Genomic DNA, 16,044 nt, shown 5'->3' with positions numbered 1-16,044 from the left:
CACACCCGCTGGGTTTCGGCCGAAACTACTGGCCGGTAGCCGCAGGCAACGGATGTCTGAGCACCGAAAACACCGAGGGCGGCACCCCGGGTCCCTGTTACGGGACCCGGGGTGCCGCCCTCGGTCTCTGTGCGGCAGAGTCAGGCGTTCAGGCCGTCAGGCCTTCGGGCTTCAGGCGGGGGTGCCGCCGCCCAGGTGGTGGACGCGGACCATGTTGGTCGTGCCCGGGACGCCGGGGGGCGAGCCGGCCGTGATGATCATGGTGTCGCCCGGGTTGAAGCGCTGGAGCTTCAGCACCTCGGCGTCGACCAGGTCCACCATCGCGTCCGTGCTGTCGGCGTGCGGGACGATGGCCGACTCGACGCCCCAGCTCAGGGTGAGCTGGTTGCGGGTGTTCACGTCCGTCGTGAACGCCAGGATCGGCTGCTGGGCGCGGTAGCGGGACAGGCGGCGGGCGGTGTCGCCGGACTGGGTGAAGGCGACCAGGGCCTTGCCGTCCAGGAAGTCCGCGATCTCGCAGGCCGCGCGGGCGACGGAGCCGCCCTGGGTGCGCGGCTTCTTGCCCGGGACCAGCGGCTGGAGGCCCTTGGCGAGGAGCTCCTCCTCGGCCGCGGTGACGATCTTCGACATCGTCTTGACGGTCTCGATCGGGTAGGCGCCCACCGAGGACTCGGCGGACAGCATGACCGCGTCGGCGCCGTCGAGGATGGCGTTGGCGACGTCGGACGCCTCCGCGCGGGTCGGGCGGGAGTTGGTGATCATCGACTCCATCATCTGGGTCGCGACGATCACCGGCTTGGCGTTGCGGCGGCACATCTCGATGAGCCGCTTCTGGACCATCGGGACCTTTTCGAGCGGGTACTCGACGGCCAGGTCGCCGCGGGCCACCATGACCGCGTCGAAGGCCGCGACGACGGCCTCCATGTTCTCGACGGCCTGGGGCTTCTCCACCTTGGCGATGACGGGGACCCGGCGGCCCTCCTCGTCCATGACGCGGTGGACGTCCTTGACGTCGTTGGCGTCGCGGACGAAGGAGAGGGCGACCATGTCGCAGCCCATGCGGAGGGCGAAGCGCAGGTCGTCGATGTCCTTCTCCGACAGGGCGGGGACGTTCACGGCCGCGCCGGGCAGGTTGATGCCCTTGTGGTCGGAGATGACACCGCCCTCGATGACGATGGTCTTGACCCGGGGGCCGTCGACCTCGGTCACCCGGAGCTCGACGTTGCCGTCGTTGATCAGGACCTGGTCACCCTTGGCGACGTCGCCCGGGAGGCCCTTGTAGGTGGTGCCGCAGATGGACTTGTCGCCCGGGACGTCCTCGGTGGTGATGGTGAACTCGTCACCGCGCACCAGCTCGACGGGACCCTCGGCGAAGGTTTCGAGACGGATCTTGGGGCCCTGGAGGTCGGCGAGGACGCCGACCGCGCGCCCGGTGTCCTCGGAGACCTTCCGGACGCGGTCGTACCGCTCCTGGTGTTCTGCCTGGGACCCGTGGCTGAAGTTGAATCGGGCCACGTTCATACCTGCCTCGATGAGTGCTTTCAGCTGCTCATACGAGTCGACGGCGGGGCCCAGCGTGCAGACGATTTTGGAACGGCGCATGACCGGATCCTATCCGTTTGTTTCGTAGCGGAATATTCCGTCTGGCGGAAAGTCCAAGTGACTACTGGGTAACCAGCGCGTACGCCTGGGCGGCGATCTCCAGCTCCTCATCGGTCGGGACCACCGCCACCGCCACCCGCGCGTAGTCCGGGGAGATCAGCCGGGGCTCCGGGGAGCGCGCGGCGTTCGCCTCCAGGTCCAGCGCGAGGCCGAGCTCCTCCAGGCCGGCGATCGCCGCCTCCCGCACGGCGGAGGCGTTCTCGCCGACGCCCGCCGTGAACACCACCGCGTCCACCCGTCCCAGGACCGCCGTGTACGCGCCGATGTACTTCTTCAGACGGTGGACGTACGCCGCCAGCGCGAGTCGGGCCGCCTCGTCGCCCTCGCCCGCGCGCCGCGTCACCTCGCGCATGTCGTTGTCGCCGCACAGACCCAGCAGACCGCTCTTCTTGTTGAGCAGCGAGTCGATCTCGTCGACCGAGAGCCCGCCCACCCGCGCCAGGTGGAAGATCACCGCCGGGTCCAGGTCGCCGGAGCGGGTTCCCATGACCAGCCCCTCCAGCGGCGTCAGGCCCATCGAGGTCTCCATGCAGACCCCGCCGCGCACCGCCGAGGCGGAGGCGCCGTTGCCGAGGTGGAGCACGATCACGTTCACGTCCTCCACCGGCTTGCCCAGCAGCGCCGCCGTCGCGCGCGACACGTAGGCGTGGGAGGTGCCGTGGAACCCGTACCGCCGGATGGCGTACTTGTCGGCGGTCGCCGCGTCGATCGCGTACCGGGCCACGTGCTCCGGCATCGTCGAGTGGAAGGCGGTGTCGAAGACCGCCACCTGCGGCAGGTCCGCGCGCAGCTCGCGCGCCACCTCGATGCCGGTCACGTTCGCCGGATTGTGCAGCGGGGCCAGCGGGATCAGGCTGCGGATCTCCGCGAGCACCTCGTCGTCGATGACGGTCGGCCGGGTGAACCGGGTACCGCCGTGCACCACCCGGTGGCCCACGGCCGCCAGTTCGGGGGAGTCCAGGCCGAGGCCGTCGGCCGCCAGCTCCGCCGCGACGGCCCGCAGGGCGGCGCCGTGGTCGGCGATCGGGCCGAGCCGCTCGCGCTTGCCGCCCTCGGCGCCGGCCCCGGTGAGCGGCTCGTGCACGAGGCGGGAGGTCTCCTCGCCGATGCGCTCCACCAGGCCGGAGGCGAGGCGGGAACGGTCGGTCATGTCGAGCAGCTGGTACTTCACCGACGAGGAGCCGGAGTTGAGGACGAGTACGCGCGTTGCGGTCACGGTGGGGGGTCTCTCCTTCGGGTGGGGCGGGGGGATCACTGGGCCTGGGGCCGGGACTGCGACTGCGCCTGGATCGCGGTGATCGCCACGGTGGTGACGATGTCCTGGACCAGCGCGCCGCGCGAGAGGTCGTTGACCGGCTTGCGCAGGCCCTGGAGGACGGGGCCGACCGCGACGGCTCCGGCCGAACGCTGCACCGCCTTGTACGTGTTGTTGCCCGTGTTCAGGTCAGGGAAGATCAGCACGCTCGCCCGGCCGGCCACCTCGGAGCCGGGCAGCTTGGTCGCGGCGACGGAGGGCTCGACGGCGGCGTCGTACTGGATCGGGCCCTCGATGAGCAGGTCCGGGCGCTGCTCGCGGACGGCCTCGGTGGCCTTGCGGACCTTCTCCACGTCCGCGCCGGAGCCGGAGGTGCCGGTGGAGTACGAGAGCATCGCGATCCGCGGGTCGACGCCGAAGGCCGCGGCGGTGGCGGCCGACTGGACGGCGATGTCGGCGAGTTGTGCGGCGTCGGGGTCCGGGTTGACGGCGCAGTCGCCGTAGACGAGGACCTGGTCGGCCAGGCACATGAAGAAGACGGAGGAGACGATCGAGGCCTCGGGCTTGGTCTTGATGATCTCGAAGGCGGGGCGGATGGTGGCGGCGGTGGAGTGCACCGAGCCGGAGACCATGCCGTCGGCCAGGCCCTCCTGGACCATCAGGGTGCCGAAGTAGTTGACGTCGGTGACGACGTCGTGGGCCAGCTCGACGGTCATGCCCTTGTGCGCGCGGGCCTTGGCGTAGTACTCGGCGAACCGTTCCCGCAGGGGGGAGGTCGCCGGGTCGATCAGCTGCGCGGCCGAGATGTCGACGCCCAGGTCGCCGGCCTTCTTCAGGATGGCCTGCTCCTCGCCCAGCAGGGTCAGGTCGCACACCCCCCGGCGCAGCACCACGTCCGCGGCGCGCAGCACCCGCTCCTCGGTGCCCTCGGGCAGCACCACGCGGCGCCGCTCGGAGCGGGCCCGCTCCAGCAGCTCGTGCTCGAACATCATCGGGGTGACGCGCTCGGAGCGGGTGACGGACAGCAGCCCGCGCAGTTCGGCGGTGTCCACGTGCCGTTCGAAGAGGCCGAGCGCGGTCTCCAGCTTGCGCGGGGTCGCGGAGTTCAACCGGCTCTGCAGGGAGAAGAGTTCGGCGGCGGTGGGGAAGCTGTTGCCGGCCACCGAGACCACCGGGGTGCCGGGGGCGAGCTTCGAGGCCAGGGTGAGGACGTCCTGGGACGGGCGCTCGTTCAGGGTCAGCAGCACGCCCGCGATCGGCGGGGTGCCCGAGGCGTGAGCGGCGAGCGCGCCCACCACCAGGTCGGCCCGGTCCCCGGGGGTGACGACGAGGCAGCCGGGGGTCAGGGCGTTCAGGAAGTTGGGCAGCATGGCGCCGCCGAAGACGAAGTCCACGGCGTCGCGGGCGAGGCCGGCCTCGTCGCCGAGGAGCACCTCGCCGCCGAGCGCCCGGGTGATCTGGGCGACGGTCGGGGCGGACAGGTTCTTGTCGTCGGGCAGGACGTAGCAGGGCACGGGGAGGCGGGCGGCGAGCCGCTCGGCTATGGCGTCGCGGTCCTCGCGGGCCACCCGGTTGACGACCATCGCCACGACGTGGCAGCCGAGGCTCTCGTAGGCCCGGTGGGCGCCCTGGGCCTCGGCGCGGACGGCGTCGGCGGGCTGCTTGGTGCCGCCGACGACGGGGACGACGACCGCGCCCAGCTCGTTGGCGAGGCGGGCGTTCAGCGCGAGCTCGTCGGGCAGGTTGGTGTCGGCGTAGTCGGTGCCGAGGACCAGCATGACCTCGTAGTCCCGGGCCACCCGGTGGTAGCGGTCGACCAGCCGGGAGACCAGCTCGTCGGTGCCCTTCTCGGCGAGGACGGCGGAGGCCTCGTGGTACTCCATGCCGTAGGCCGTGGCCGCGTCCTGGTCCAGCCGGTAGCGGGCCCGCAGCAGGTCGAAGAGCCGGTCCGGCCCGTCGTGCAGCAGGGGGCGGTACACGCCGACCCGGCCCGTCTGCCGGGTCAGGAGCTCCATGATCCCGAGTTCGACGACCTGCCGGCCGTCACCCCGCTCGATACCGGTCACGTACACGCTGCGCGTCACGCGTGCTCTCCGTCCCATGCAGTGAATGTCTGATTGGTGTGCCTCGACCTCTTGACAATACCTCCGGCAGTGGATAGAGCGCCCCCGGGAAAAGGTCCGGGCGGGAGGGACGAAAGGCCTGGTGGGTGGAGCGGTGCCGAGCGCGCACCCCTCCCGGAACATGGAACAATCGGACAGGCGTCATCAAATACGACCTTCATATGTACGGCAGGAGACACAGCACGATGCGTATCGGAGTTCTCACCGCAGGCGGCGACTGCCCGGGACTGAACGCTGTCATCCGGTCGGTCGTACACCGTGCCGTCGTCGGACACGGGGACGAGGTCATCGGTTTCGAGGACGGCTTCAAGGGCCTCCTCGACGGCCACTACCGCCCCCTCGACATCAACGCCGTCAGCGGCATCCTGGCCCGCGGCGGCACGATCCTCGGCTCGGCGCGCATGGAGCGCGCGCGGCTGCACGAAGCCGCCGAGAACGCCCACGAGCTGGCACGCCGTTACGGCATCGACGCGCTGATCCCGATCGGCGGCGAGGGCACCCTGACGGCCGCCCGGATGCTCGCGGACGCGGGGATGCCGGTGGTCGGCGTACCGAAGACCATCGACAACGACATCTCCTCCACCGACCGGACCTTCGGCTTCGACACGGCCGTCACGGTCGCCACCGAGGCAATCGACCGGCTCAAGACCACCGCCGAGTCCCACCAGCGCGTGATGGTGGTCGAGGTCATGGGCCGTCACGCGGGCTGGATCGCCCTGGAGTCCGGCATGGCCGGCGGCGCCCACGGCATCTGCCTGCCCGAGCGCCCCTTCGAGGTGGACGCCCTGGTGAAGATGGTGGAGGAACGGTTCGCCCGCGGCAAGAAGTTCGCCGTCGTCTGCGTGGCCGAGGGTGCGCACCCGGCTGCCGGCTCCATGCCGTACGAGAAGGGCGCCATCGACCAGTACGGCCACGAGCGCTTCGCCGGCATCGGCAACCGGCTGGCCATCGAGCTGGAGCACCGCCTCGGCAAGGAGGCCCGCCCGGTCATCCTCGGCCACGTCCAGCGCGGCGGCGTGCCCACCGCCTACGACCGCGTCCTCGCCACCCGCTTCGGCTGGCACGCCGTCGAGGCCGTGCACCGCGGGGAATTCGGCAACATGACCGCCCTGCGCGGCACCGACATCGTGATGGCCCCGCTGGCCGAGGCCGTCACCGAGCTCAAGACCGTCCCCGAGGACCGGATGTACGAGGCCGAGTCGGTCTTCTGACCGGGCGGACGGCCCCGCCCGCCGGGACCGACGTCCCGACTTCCCCGCCGAACGGCCCCGGCGCGCCTCCCCCGGGAAGTGCCCGGGGCCGCCGCGTACCCGCCGGGTGCCCGGCGCGGCCCGCCGGGTCAGGCACCGCCGGCCAGGGCCCAGAACCGGTCCGTGATCTCCGAGAGGAACTCCCGCCCCGCGTCGCCCGTGCCGGCCGCGCCCTCGGCGCCGCCCCAGCCGAGGGTGGCCACCATCCGCGACTGGTAGTCGTTGTAGAGGAGCTCCAGGACCCGCTCCAGGTGGGCCTTGGGCACCGGCAGCAGCTTGCCCAGCGGCTTCACGTAGGCCTGCCAGCGGGTGGTGGCCGCGCTGCGCAGCAGGTCGGCGAGCTCCTCGTGCTTGCCGGTGGCCGTCACGAACTGGGCCAGGGTCAGGCCGAGCACCGAGGCGAGGGCGGCGGACTGGCGTTCGTTGCCCTTCCAGCGCCCGGTCTCCTCCATCTTCCGGTACGCGTTCGCCTCGACCCCGATCCGGCGGGCCAGGTCCTCCGGGTCCAGGCCCCGGGCGATGCGGTGTTCCCGCAGGGTGACGGGCTCGGCCAGCAGCTCCCCGGGGGAGCACCAGAGCACGCCGGCCAGCGCCGTGAGCTCGGCGGAGGTCGGCGACTGCTCGCCCCGCTCCCAGGCCATGACGGTCTCTGGTGCGACGAGCAGTCCGTACTGGGCCCGCAGGCCGTAGGCGACATGACCGGGAGCCATGCCCAGGGCCGCGCGCAGGCGGCGCGCGGCGGGGGCATTGAAAGGTGGGCTGGAGTGCACAGGGCACACGGTAGAAGTGGCCAACCTTCGACGACTACAGACTATTCAAACAAGCCCATAACTCGTAGGAAAGTCCTATGGAGTTCATGACTTTGGGCGGTTTTCCCGGCGACTGTCCGGTAATCGGATCATGCGAAGATCCATTTTGCGGATGGGGCCAGCGTACGGATTAGGCCACTCCATTTCAGGTGACCCGGGGAGCCCGCGGAGTGATCCCGGTCACTCGACGTGAACCGTTCCGGCCCGCCGTCCGTGATCCATGTCGGGGCCCTCGCATACGGGGGTGGCGAGGGCCCCGCATCCCCCCGCCGGACGCCCGCCCTTCCCTTGACGTCGGCGTCAAGGAATACGGTCGGGCCATGCGCATCGGCGAACTGGCGAAGCGGGCCGGGACCAGCACCCGGACGCTCAGGTACTACGAATCACGCGGACTGCTCGCGGCCCGGCGGACCGGCAACGGCTACCGCGACTACGACGAGGACGACCTGCGCCTGCTGCGCCAGATCCGGATCCTCCAGGACTTCGGCTTCGAGCTGGAGGAGACCCGGCCGTTCGTCGAATGCCTGCGCGCCGGCCACCCGGCCGGCGACTCCTGCCCGGCCTCGCTCGCGGTCTACCGCCGCAAGCTCGCGGAGCTGGACGCCCTGATCGGCCAGCTGGCCGACGTGCGCGACCAGGTCGCCCGCCAGCTGGCGGCGGCCGAGGAGGCCGCCGGGGAAGCCGCGCCGCGCTGCGAGATGACCGGCTGAAGAGGGCCGGCCGAAGAGGACCCGCCGGACGGAACCGGCTGACGAGAGGGGAACGGAAATGATCCACGCCAAGGGTGTGGCCGAAGTGACCGACGCCGACTTCGAGGCGCAGGTGCTGGCCGAACGGGGACGGCCCGTACTGGTGGAGTTCACCGCCGACTGGTGCGGCCCCTGCCGCCAGCTCGCCCCGGTGCTCTCCGCCGTGGCCGCCGAGCGGGCCGACCACCTCAAGGTCGTCCAGATCGACGCGGACAGCAACCCCGCCACCGTCACGCGCTACGGGGTGCTGTCCATGCCGACCATGCTCCTCTTCCGCGACGGCGAGCCCGTCCGGCAGATCGTCGGCGCCCGGCCCAAGCGCCGGCTCCTTCAGGAGCTCGACGAGGCCCAGGCGACGGCGACGGCGCCGGTCACGGCCTGAGCCAGACCGTCGCCATCGGCGGGAGCGTCATCCGCAGGCTCGCCGCCCGCCCCTGGGCCGGTACCGGCTCCGGGCGCAGCGGCCGGTCGTGGTGGACGCCGCTCCCGCCGTACCCCTCCCGGTCGGTGTTGAGGACCTCCCGCCACAGCGGCACCTCCTCCGGCACCCCGATCCGGTAGCCGTGCCGGACCACGGGGGAGAAGTTCGAGACGCACAGCAGCTGCGAGCCGTCCTGCGCGAACCGCAGGAACGCGAACACGTTGTCCTCGGCGGCGTCCGCCTCCACCCACGCGAAGCCCTCCGGCACCGTGTCCCGCTCCCACAGCGCCGGGGCCGCCGTGTACGCGCGGTTGAGGTCGCGCACCAGGTCCCGCACCCCCCGGTGGTCGCCGGCCGCCGGGTAGGAGGAGTCCAGCAGCCACCAGTCCGGCCCGTACGTCTCCGACCACTCCGAACCCTGGGCGAACTCCTGCCCCATGAACAGCAGTTGCTTGCCCGGGTGGGCCCACATGAAGCCCAGGTACGCGCGGTGCGTGGCCCGCTGCTGCCACCAGTCGCCCGGCATCTTCGACACCAGCGAGCGCTTGCCGTGCACCACCTCGTCGTGCGAGATCGGCAGCACGTAGTTCTCGCTGAACGCGTACACCATCCCGAAGGTCATGTCGTGGTGGTGGTACTTGCGGTGCACCGGCTCCTTCGACACGTAGCGCAGCGTGTCGTGCATCCAGCCCATGTTCCACTTCAGGCCGAAGCCCAGCCCGCCGGAGTCCGTCGGCCGCGTGACCCCGTCCCAGGCCGTCGACTCCTCCGCGATCGTCACCACACCCGGGCAGCGCCGGTAGACCACCGCGTTCATCTCCTGGAGCAGGGCCACGGCGTCCAGGTCCTCCCGGCCGCCGTGCTCGTTCGGCGACCACTGGCCCTCGTCGCGCGAGTAGTCCAGGTACAGCATCGAGGCCACCGCGTCCACGCGCAGCCCGTCCACGTGGAACTCCTGGCACCAGTAGACGGCGTTGGCCACCAGGAAGTTGCGGACCTCCTTGCGCCCGTAGTCGAACTCCAGCGTCCCCCAGTCCGGGTGCGCGGCCCGGCGCGGGTCCTGGTGCTCGTACAGCGGCCGCCCGTCGAACTCGGCGAGCGCCCAGTCGTCGCGCGGGAAGTGCGCCGGCACCCAGTCGACGATCACCCCGATCCCGGCCCGGTGCAGCGCGTCCACGAGCAGCCGGAAGTCGTCCGGGGTGCCCATCCGCGAGGTCGGGGCGAAGAAGCCGGTGACCTGGTAGCCCCAGGACCCGCCGAAGGGGTGCTCGGCGACCGGCATGAACTCCACGTGCGTGAACCCGAGCTCCTTCACGTACGCGGGCAGCTGGTCGGCCAGCTGCCGGTACGTGAGCCCCGGCCGCCAGGACGCCAGGTGCAGCTCGTACACCGACAGCGGCGCCTGGTGCGGGGCGCGGGCACCGCGCGTGGCCATCCACTCCGCGTCCTGCCACACGAACCGCGAGGCGGTGACCACCGAGGCGTTCGCCGGCGGGACCTCCGCGTACTGCGCCATCGGGTCGGCGCGCAGGGTGTGGCCGCCGTCCGGGCGGGTGATGTCGTACTTGTACAGGGCGCCCTCGCCGACCCCGGGCAGGAACAGCTCCCACACCCCGGTCGAGCCGAGGGAGCGCATCGGGTAGGCCACCGAGTCCCAGTACGAGAAGTCCCCCGTGACCCGCACCCCCCGGGCGTTCGGCGCCCACACCGTGAAGCGGGTGCCGGCCACGCCCTGGTGCTCCATCGGCCGGGCGCCCAGCGCCGTCCACAGTTCCTCGTGCCGGCCCTCGCCGATCAGGTGCAGGTCCAGCTCCCCGAGGGCGGGCAGGAACCGGTACGGGTCGTGGACCTCGACCTCGTCGCTCTCGTACGTCACCAGCAGCCGGTAGTCCGGCACCCCGGTCAGCGGCAGCAGCCCGGAGAACAGCCCGTCCCCGTCGTCGTACAGCTCGGCCCGCAGCCCCTTGGCCACGATGGTGACGGCCTTCGCGTACGGACGCAGCACCCGGAAGGCCACCCCGCCCCGCTGCGCGCGGGCGCCCAGCACCGCGTGCGGGTCGTGGTGGCGGCCCTCCAGCAGCCGGGCCCGTTCCTCCCCGTCCAGCGCGGGCGCCGGCCGGACCCCGTGCGGCGGGGCGGCGCGGCGGGCGCGTGGCGCGCGGGCCCGCTTCGCGGGTTCGGGTACGGCTGCGGCTTCCTCGCGGACGGTCGGTGACGGCTGTCGTGCGGCGCTCACGGGAGCGGCCTCCTCGGGGGCTTCGGGTGGGGGGTGGGGGCGGTGCCGGGGGCCGGCGGGGGCATGCGGTGTGCGGGCCGCTGGGGTTCCGACAGCCGGCGGATCGCCGCCATCGGGACGTGCAGCCAGTCGGGGCGGTGCCGGGACTCGTACCGGGCCTCGTACACCGCCTTGTCGGTCTCGTACGCGCGCAGCAGCACCGGGTCCTCGCGCGGGTCGCGGCCGGTGGTGCGGGCGTAGCCCTCGCAGAACGCGGCCCGGCAGGCGTCGGCCCAGGCGGGGGCGAAGGGCCGGTGCGAGCGGGCGGCGTAGTCGAAGGAGCGCAGTATCCCGGCGATGTCCCGGACCGCCGGCTCGGGGCGGCGGCGGTCGGCGAGCGGCCGGGCCGGCTCCCCCTCGAAGTCGATCAGCGCCCAGCTGCCGTCGGCGGTGCGCAGGGTCTGGCCCAGGTGCAGGTCCCCGTGGATGCGCTGGGCGGGGACCCCGGCGCCCCGGGAGGCGGCCAGGGCGTCGAAGGCGCCGCGCAGCCCGGCCTCGTACGGCTGGAGCGCGGGCACCTCGCGGCAGGTGGCGGCGAGCCGGGCGGTCATCCCGGCGGCGAGCCGGGCGGTCTGCTCGGGGCCCAGGGCCAGGGTGGGCAGGGCGGTCGCGAGGGCGCTGTGCACCTCGGCGGTGGCCCGGCCCAGGGCGTGCGCCTCGGAGGTGAAGTCGGCCCCGGCCCCGAGTCTGCGCAGGGCCAGCTGCCAGCCGTCGTCGGAGCCGCGCAGGTAGGGCTGGAGCACGCCCAGGGTCAACGGTTCTCCACCGGCCAGCTCGGCCTCGTACCAGGCGACCGGAGCGGGTACGCGGGCACAGCCGGCGGCGGCCAGCGCCCGGGGCAGCTCCAGGTCCGGGTTGACCCCGGGACCGACCCGGCGGAACACCTTGAGGATGTACGAATCCCCGTAGATCAGCGAGGAGTTGGTCTGCTCCCCGGACAGCGGCCGGGGCAGCAGTCCGGCCTGGACCGGGGCGTCCGGGTCCCGGTCGAAGCGGAGCGGGCCCAGCGTGCCGGGGGAGCGCAGCCGTTCCAGCAGCAGCGAGGCGAGCCGGGGGTCGCCCAGCGCCTCGTACACGGCCCGGCCGGCGTACGGGCCGCTCTCGGCGTACCCGATCAGGGCGGGCGCGAGGGCGGGCGGCAGCGGGGACGGGCGGATGCCGAGCAGGAGTTGGTAGCAGTCCCCGTCCACGTCGAGCAGCAGGTGCAGCAGTCCGGGGGAGGAGCCAGGCGGCAGCAGTTCGGCCGCCGAGACGGTCTCGATCCTGCCGATCCGGCGTCCCTTGCCGGCGAACCAGCGCTGTGCGGGCAGCCAGTCCCGCAGCATCGGTTCCAGCTCGGCGGTCCCGCCGGCCCGGGCGGGCGTCAGCCGGCTCCGGGCGGATGCAGCCTCCGACATGGCGTCGCGTCCTTTCCCCGGGCCGTCACAGAATGCGCAGAGTGTCCCGGATGCGCGGCAGTTGCTTCTCCGGTATGTGCGTGTGTCGGGTCAGGATGATCCGTACAGGGGCGGGCCGTTGACCCAAAGGAGTGCCCGCCCCGTAGCGGGTCCGTCAGTCGGCGCGCTGGTCGCTGCGGAGCCGGAACCAGTAGAAGCCGTGGCCCGCCAGGGTCAGCAGGTACGGCCACTCGCCGATCGGCGGGAAGCGCACGTCTCCCGTGAGCTCCACCGGGACCCGCCCGTTGAACGACCTCAGGTCCAGTTCGGTGGGCTGCGCGAAGCGGGAGAAGTTGTGCACGCACAGCACCAGGTCGTCCCCGAACTCGCGCAGGAACGCGAGCACCGCCGGGTTGGACGAGGGCAGTTCGGTGTACGAGCCGAGGCCGAAGGCCGGGTTGGCCTTGCGGATCTCGATCAGCCTGCGGGTCCAGTGCAGCAGTGAGGAGGGCGACGCCATGGCCGCCTCGACATTGGTGACCTGGTACCCGTGGACCGGGTCCATGATGACCGGCAGGTTCAGCCTGCCCGGATCGCAGGAGGAGAAACCGGCGTTGCGGTCCGGGGTCCACTGCATGGGGGTCCGTACGCCGTCGCGGTCGCCGAGCCAGATGTTGTCGCCCATGCCGATCTCGTCGCCGTAGTACAGCACCGGCGAGCCGGGCAGCGACAGCAGCAGGGCGGTGAACAGCTCCATCTGGTTGCGGTCGTTGTCCAGGAGCGGGGCGAGCCGGCGCCGGATGCCGATGTTGGCCCGCATCCGGGGGTCCTTGGCGTACTCCGCGTACATGTAGTCGCGCTCTTCGTCCGTGACCATTTCGAGGGTGAGCTCGTCGTGGTTGCGCAGGAAGATGCCCCACTGGCAGCCGTCCGGGATCGCCGGGGTCTTGGCCAGGATCTCGGAGACGGGGTAGCGGGACTCTCTTCGCACCGCCATGAAGATGCGCGGCATGACGGGGAAGTGGAACGCCATGTGGCACTCGTCCCCGCCCTTGGCGAAGTCCCCGAAGTAGTCGACCACGTCCTCGGGCCACTGGTTGGCCTCGGCGAGCAGCACGGTGTCCGGGTAGTGCGCGTCGATCTCGGCGCGGACCCGCTTGAGGAGCTCGTGGGTGCGGGGCAGGTTCTCGCAGTTGGTGCCCTCCTCGGCGTAGAGGTAGGGCACGGCGTCGAGGCGGAACCCGTCGATGCCGAGGTCGAGCCAGAACCGCAGCGCCGAGACGATCTCCTCCTGCACGGCCGGGTTCTCGAAGTTGAGGTCCGGCTGGTGCGAGAAGAAGCGGTGCCAGTAGTACTGCTTGCGAACGGGGTCGTACGTCCAGTTGGAGGTCTCGGTGTCGATGAAGATGATGCGGGCGTCCTGGTACTGCTTGTCGTTGTCGGCCCACATGTAGTAGTCCCCGTAGGGCCCGTCGGGGTCCTTGCGGGACTGCTGGAACCACTCGTGCTGGTCGCTGGTGTGGTTCATGACGAAGTCGATGATCACCCGCATGCCGCGGGTGTGCGCGGCGTCCACGAACTCCACGAAGTCGGCGAGGTCGCCGAACTCGGGCAGCACGGAGGTGTAGTCGGAGACGTCGTAGCCGCCGTCGCGCAGCGGCGAGGCGAAGAACGGCGGCAGCCACAGGCAGTCGACGCCGAGCCACTGGAGGTAGTCCAGCTTGGCGGTGAGCCCCTTGAGGTCACCGACGCCGTCGCCGTTGCTGTCGTGGAAGGAGCGGACCAGGACCTCGTAGAAGACCGCCCGCTTGAACCAGTCGGGGTCGCGGTCCTTGGCGGGGGTGTCCTCGAAGGTGTCGTGGACGGGATCGTTGATCATCATGTGGTGGGTGACCCTCCGATGGGCGGGGACGGTCGCAGGGCGGCCAGGACGTGCGCGGGCGTACGGCCCGGTTCCAGGCGCACGTAGTTCGCCCTGCCCCAGTGGTAGGTCTCGCCGGTGAGCTCGTCGCGCACCGCGAGGGACCCGTGCCAGTCGAGGCCGAGTACCGGCATGTCCAACGAGACCGTCGCCTCCTGGGTGTGGTGCGGATCGAGGTTGACGACCACCAGTACGGAATTGCCACCGGAGTGCTTCGAATAGGCGATCACCTGTTCGTTGTCGGTCGGGTGGAAGTGGATGTCGCGCAGCTGCTGGAGGGCGGGGTTGCGGCGGCGCAGCCGGTTCAGGGCGGTGATCAGCGGGGCGATCGTGCGGCCCTCGCGGTCGGCGGCGGCCCAGTCGCGCGGGCGCAGCTCGTACTTCTCGGAGTTCAGGTACTCCTCGCTGCCCTCCCGGACCGGGGTGTTCTCGCAGAGCTCGTAGCCCGCGTAGACGCCCCAGGTGGGGGAGAGGGTGGCGGCGAGGACCGCCCGGACCTCGAAGGCGGGCCGGCCGCCCTGCTGGAGGTACTCGTGGAGGATGTCGGGCGTGTTCACGAAGAAGTTCGGCCGCATCACGGAGGCGGAACGGTCGCCGGACAGCTCGGTCAGGTACTCGGTCAGCTCGGCCTTGGTGTTGCGCCAGGTGAAGTAGGTGTACGACTGCTGGAAGCCGATCGAGGCGAGCGCGCGCATCATCGCGGGCCGGGTGAAGGCTTCCGCCAGGAAGATGACGTCGGGGTCGGACTTGTTGATCTCCGCGATCACCTTCTGCCAGAACACGACCGGCTTGGTGTGCGGGTTGTCGACCCGGAAGATCCGGACGCCGTGTTCCATCCAGTGCCGCAGGATCCGGACCGTCTCCTCGACGATGCCCGCCATGTCCGAGTCGAAGTGGACCGGGAAGATGTCCTGGTACTTCTTCGGCGGGTTCTCGGCGTACGCGATCGTCCCGTCGGCGCGGTGGCGGAACCACTCCGGGTGCTTCTCCACCCACGGGTGGTCGGGGGAGCACTGGAGGGCGAAGTCGAGGGCGATCTCCATCCGCAGGTCGCGGGCGCGCGCCACGAAGGCGTCGAAGTCCTCCAGGGTGCCGAGCTCCGGGTGGACCGCGTCGTGCCCGCCCTCCGGGGAACCGATGGCCCAGGGCACGCCCGGGTCCCAACTCCCCGCCGACAGCGTGTTGTTGGGGCCCTTGCGGTACGTGGAGCCGATGGGGTGGATCGGCGGCAGGTACACCACGTCGAAGCCCATGGCGGCAATGGCCGGCAGCCGTTCGGCGGCGGTGCGGAAGGTACCGCTCACCGGGGTGCCGCCCGGCTCCACCACCGCTCCCTCGGAGCGGGGGAACATCTCGTACCAGGAACCGAAGAGGGCCCGCTTGCGTTCGACCATCAGCGGCAGCGGCTTGGCGGCCGTGACCAGCTCCCGGTAAGGGCGCCGGGCGAGCGCGGCCAGCGCCGCGGGCGCGAGCGCGGCCTCGTACCGCTCCGCGGCGGGCCGCTCCTCGTCGCGCATCGCGTCGGCCGCGGCCAGTACGGCCTCGCGGCCGTCCCGCTTGGGGATCTTCGCGGCGGCGCGCTCGTAGAGCTCCGCGCCTTCGAGCAGGGTCAGCCCGGTGTCGAGGCCGGCCGGGATCTTGACCGCGGCATGGGCCCGCCAGGTGGCGACCGGGTCGCTCCACGCCTCGACGGTGTACGTCCACCTCCCCTCGACCTCGGCGGAGACCCGCGCCCCCCACCGGTCGGTGCCGGGGGCGAGTTCCCGCAACGGCACCGGCGGGCGCAGCCGCCCGCTCGGGTCGCGCAGTACGACGTGGGCGGCGACGGCGTCGTGGCCCTCTCGGAACACGGTGGCGGAGATCTCGAAGACCTCGTCCACGACCGCCTTGGCGGGTCTGGCGCCGCAGTCGACGGCGGGGCGGACGTCCAGCACGGGAATGCGACCGATCATGATGGGATCACCTGGGGGCAGTTCGCAGGGCTCGGTGACGGTCCAGCCGGAATCGCGGCTGGTAGTGCACGCTCTGTTCGCTCTGTTTCTAGCCGCTCGGAAGACGGCTGGGCTGCGGGCATGGCCGCTCCTGTCCGCGTTCACTCGGGTGGCGGGGAAAGGTTGTGGGCGGGTGCGCCGTGCGTGTACCGCGTGTACCCGCACAGCCCTTCCCACTCTCACCCCGCCCAATCCGCGCCGTCGGTTAACTA

The 16,044-nt window shown here is 71.5% G+C and carries 11 protein-coding genes; 3 read left to right on the top strand and 8 right to left on the bottom strand.

Annotation, left to right across the window (positions count from 1 at the left end):
* Positions 1-171 precede the first annotated feature (171 nt).
* The 3 genes from pyk to pta all read right to left on the bottom strand — a co-directional run bounded on the left by pyk (position 172) and on the right by pta (position 5,001).
* Entirely contained in the window at positions 172-1,602 is a 1,431-nt protein-coding gene (gene pyk / locus OG553_RS09355) for a pyruvate kinase (protein WP_405978546.1), read from the bottom strand.
* A gap of 61 nt (positions 1,603-1,663) precedes the next feature.
* Positions 1,664-2,878, bottom strand: coding sequence for an acetate kinase (locus OG553_RS09350; protein ID WP_405978545.1), 1,215 nt, complete (start codon positions 2,876-2,878; stop codon positions 1,664-1,666).
* A gap of 35 nt (positions 2,879-2,913) precedes the next feature.
* The gene (pta, locus tag OG553_RS09345; RefSeq protein ID WP_405978544.1) at positions 2,914-5,001 is read right to left on the bottom strand and encodes a phosphate acetyltransferase; all 2,088 of its coding nucleotides are present in this window, start codon (positions 4,999-5,001) and stop codon (positions 2,914-2,916) included.
* 224 nt (positions 5,002-5,225) lie between these two features.
* Between pta and OG553_RS09340 the strand changes: the two genes are divergently transcribed.
* Positions 5,226-6,251 (top strand): ATP-dependent 6-phosphofructokinase, encoded by a 1,026-nt coding sequence (locus tag OG553_RS09340; protein ID WP_405978543.1) that lies wholly within the window; start codon positions 5,226-5,228, stop codon positions 6,249-6,251.
* A 128-nt stretch (positions 6,252-6,379) separates the two neighbouring features.
* Here OG553_RS09340 and OG553_RS09335 read toward each other — a convergent pair whose 3' ends face one another.
* On the bottom strand, positions 6,380-7,069 hold the full coding sequence (locus OG553_RS09335; protein WP_405978542.1) for a helix-turn-helix domain-containing protein: 690 nt from the start codon (positions 7,067-7,069) through the stop codon (positions 6,380-6,382).
* Between the two features lie 350 nt (positions 7,070-7,419).
* On the opposite strand from OG553_RS09335, the gene OG553_RS09330 reads away from it, so the two are divergent.
* A complete protein-coding gene (locus tag OG553_RS09330) occupies positions 7,420-7,809 on the top strand; it encodes a MerR family transcriptional regulator (RefSeq protein ID WP_405978541.1) in 390 nt (129 codons plus the stop codon).
* A gap of 58 nt (positions 7,810-7,867) precedes the next feature.
* A complete protein-coding gene (gene trxA, locus OG553_RS09325; protein WP_405978540.1) occupies positions 7,868-8,230 on the top strand; it encodes a thioredoxin in 363 nt (120 codons plus the stop codon).
* Here the strand turns inward: trxA and glgB are convergent.
* The 4 genes from glgB to OG553_RS09305 all read right to left on the bottom strand — a co-directional run bounded on the left by glgB (position 8,220) and on the right by OG553_RS09305 (position 15,793).
* Positions 8,220-10,505 carry a 1,4-alpha-glucan branching enzyme gene (glgB, locus tag OG553_RS09320; protein WP_405978539.1) on the bottom strand — a complete coding sequence of 762 codons (2,286 nt, stop codon included), beginning with the start codon at positions 10,503-10,505 and terminating at the stop codon, positions 8,220-8,222. The genes trxA and glgB overlap by 11 nt on opposite strands.
* Positions 10,502-11,941 (bottom strand): maltokinase N-terminal cap-like domain-containing protein, encoded by a 1,440-nt coding sequence (locus OG553_RS09315; RefSeq protein ID WP_405978538.1) that lies wholly within the window; start codon positions 11,939-11,941, stop codon positions 10,502-10,504. Before OG553_RS09315 ends, glgB begins: the two co-directional genes overlap by 4 nt.
* 154 nt (positions 11,942-12,095) lie before the next feature.
* On the bottom strand, positions 12,096-13,802 hold the full coding sequence (gene treS, locus OG553_RS09310) for a maltose alpha-D-glucosyltransferase (protein ID WP_405978537.1): 1,707 nt from the start codon (positions 13,800-13,802) through the stop codon (positions 12,096-12,098).
* Positions 13,799-15,793: a maltotransferase domain-containing protein gene (locus OG553_RS09305; protein WP_405978536.1), complete on the bottom strand. Its 1,995-nt coding sequence runs from the start codon at positions 15,791-15,793 to the stop codon at positions 13,799-13,801. Before OG553_RS09305 ends, treS begins: the two co-directional genes overlap by 4 nt.
* Between the last annotated feature and the right edge of the window lie 251 nt (positions 15,794-16,044).

Source organism: Streptomyces sp. NBC_00158 (genome assembly GCF_045160885.1).
Taxonomy (GTDB): Bacteria; Actinomycetota; Actinomycetes; order Streptomycetales; family Streptomycetaceae; genus Streptomyces.
Note: the sequence above shows the minus strand (reverse complement) of the source record. Positions and strands in the feature narration are given on the sequence as shown.

Bases quoted from the DNA above. Each gene is read 5' to 3' on its own strand.
- treS (WP_405978537.1), bottom strand. From the start codon at position 13,802: ATGATGATCAACGATCCCGTCCACGACACCTTCGAGGACACCCCCGCC.
- OG553_RS09340 (WP_405978543.1), top strand. From the start codon at position 5,226: ATGCGTATCGGAGTTCTCACCGCAGGCGGCGACTGCCCGGGACTGAAC.
- trxA (WP_405978540.1), top strand. From the start codon at position 7,868: ATGATCCACGCCAAGGGTGTGGCCGAAGTGACCGACGCCGACTTCGAG.
- OG553_RS09330 (WP_405978541.1), top strand. From the start codon at position 7,420: ATGCGCATCGGCGAACTGGCGAAGCGGGCCGGGACCAGCACCCGGACG.
- OG553_RS09315 (WP_405978538.1), bottom strand. From the start codon at position 11,941: ATGTCGGAGGCTGCATCCGCCCGGAGCCGGCTGACGCCCGCCCGGGCC.
- OG553_RS09305 (WP_405978536.1), bottom strand. From the start codon at position 15,793: ATGATCGGTCGCATTCCCGTGCTGGACGTCCGCCCCGCCGTCGACTGC.
- pyk (WP_405978546.1), bottom strand. From the start codon at position 1,602: ATGCGCCGTTCCAAAATCGTCTGCACGCTGGGCCCCGCCGTCGACTCG.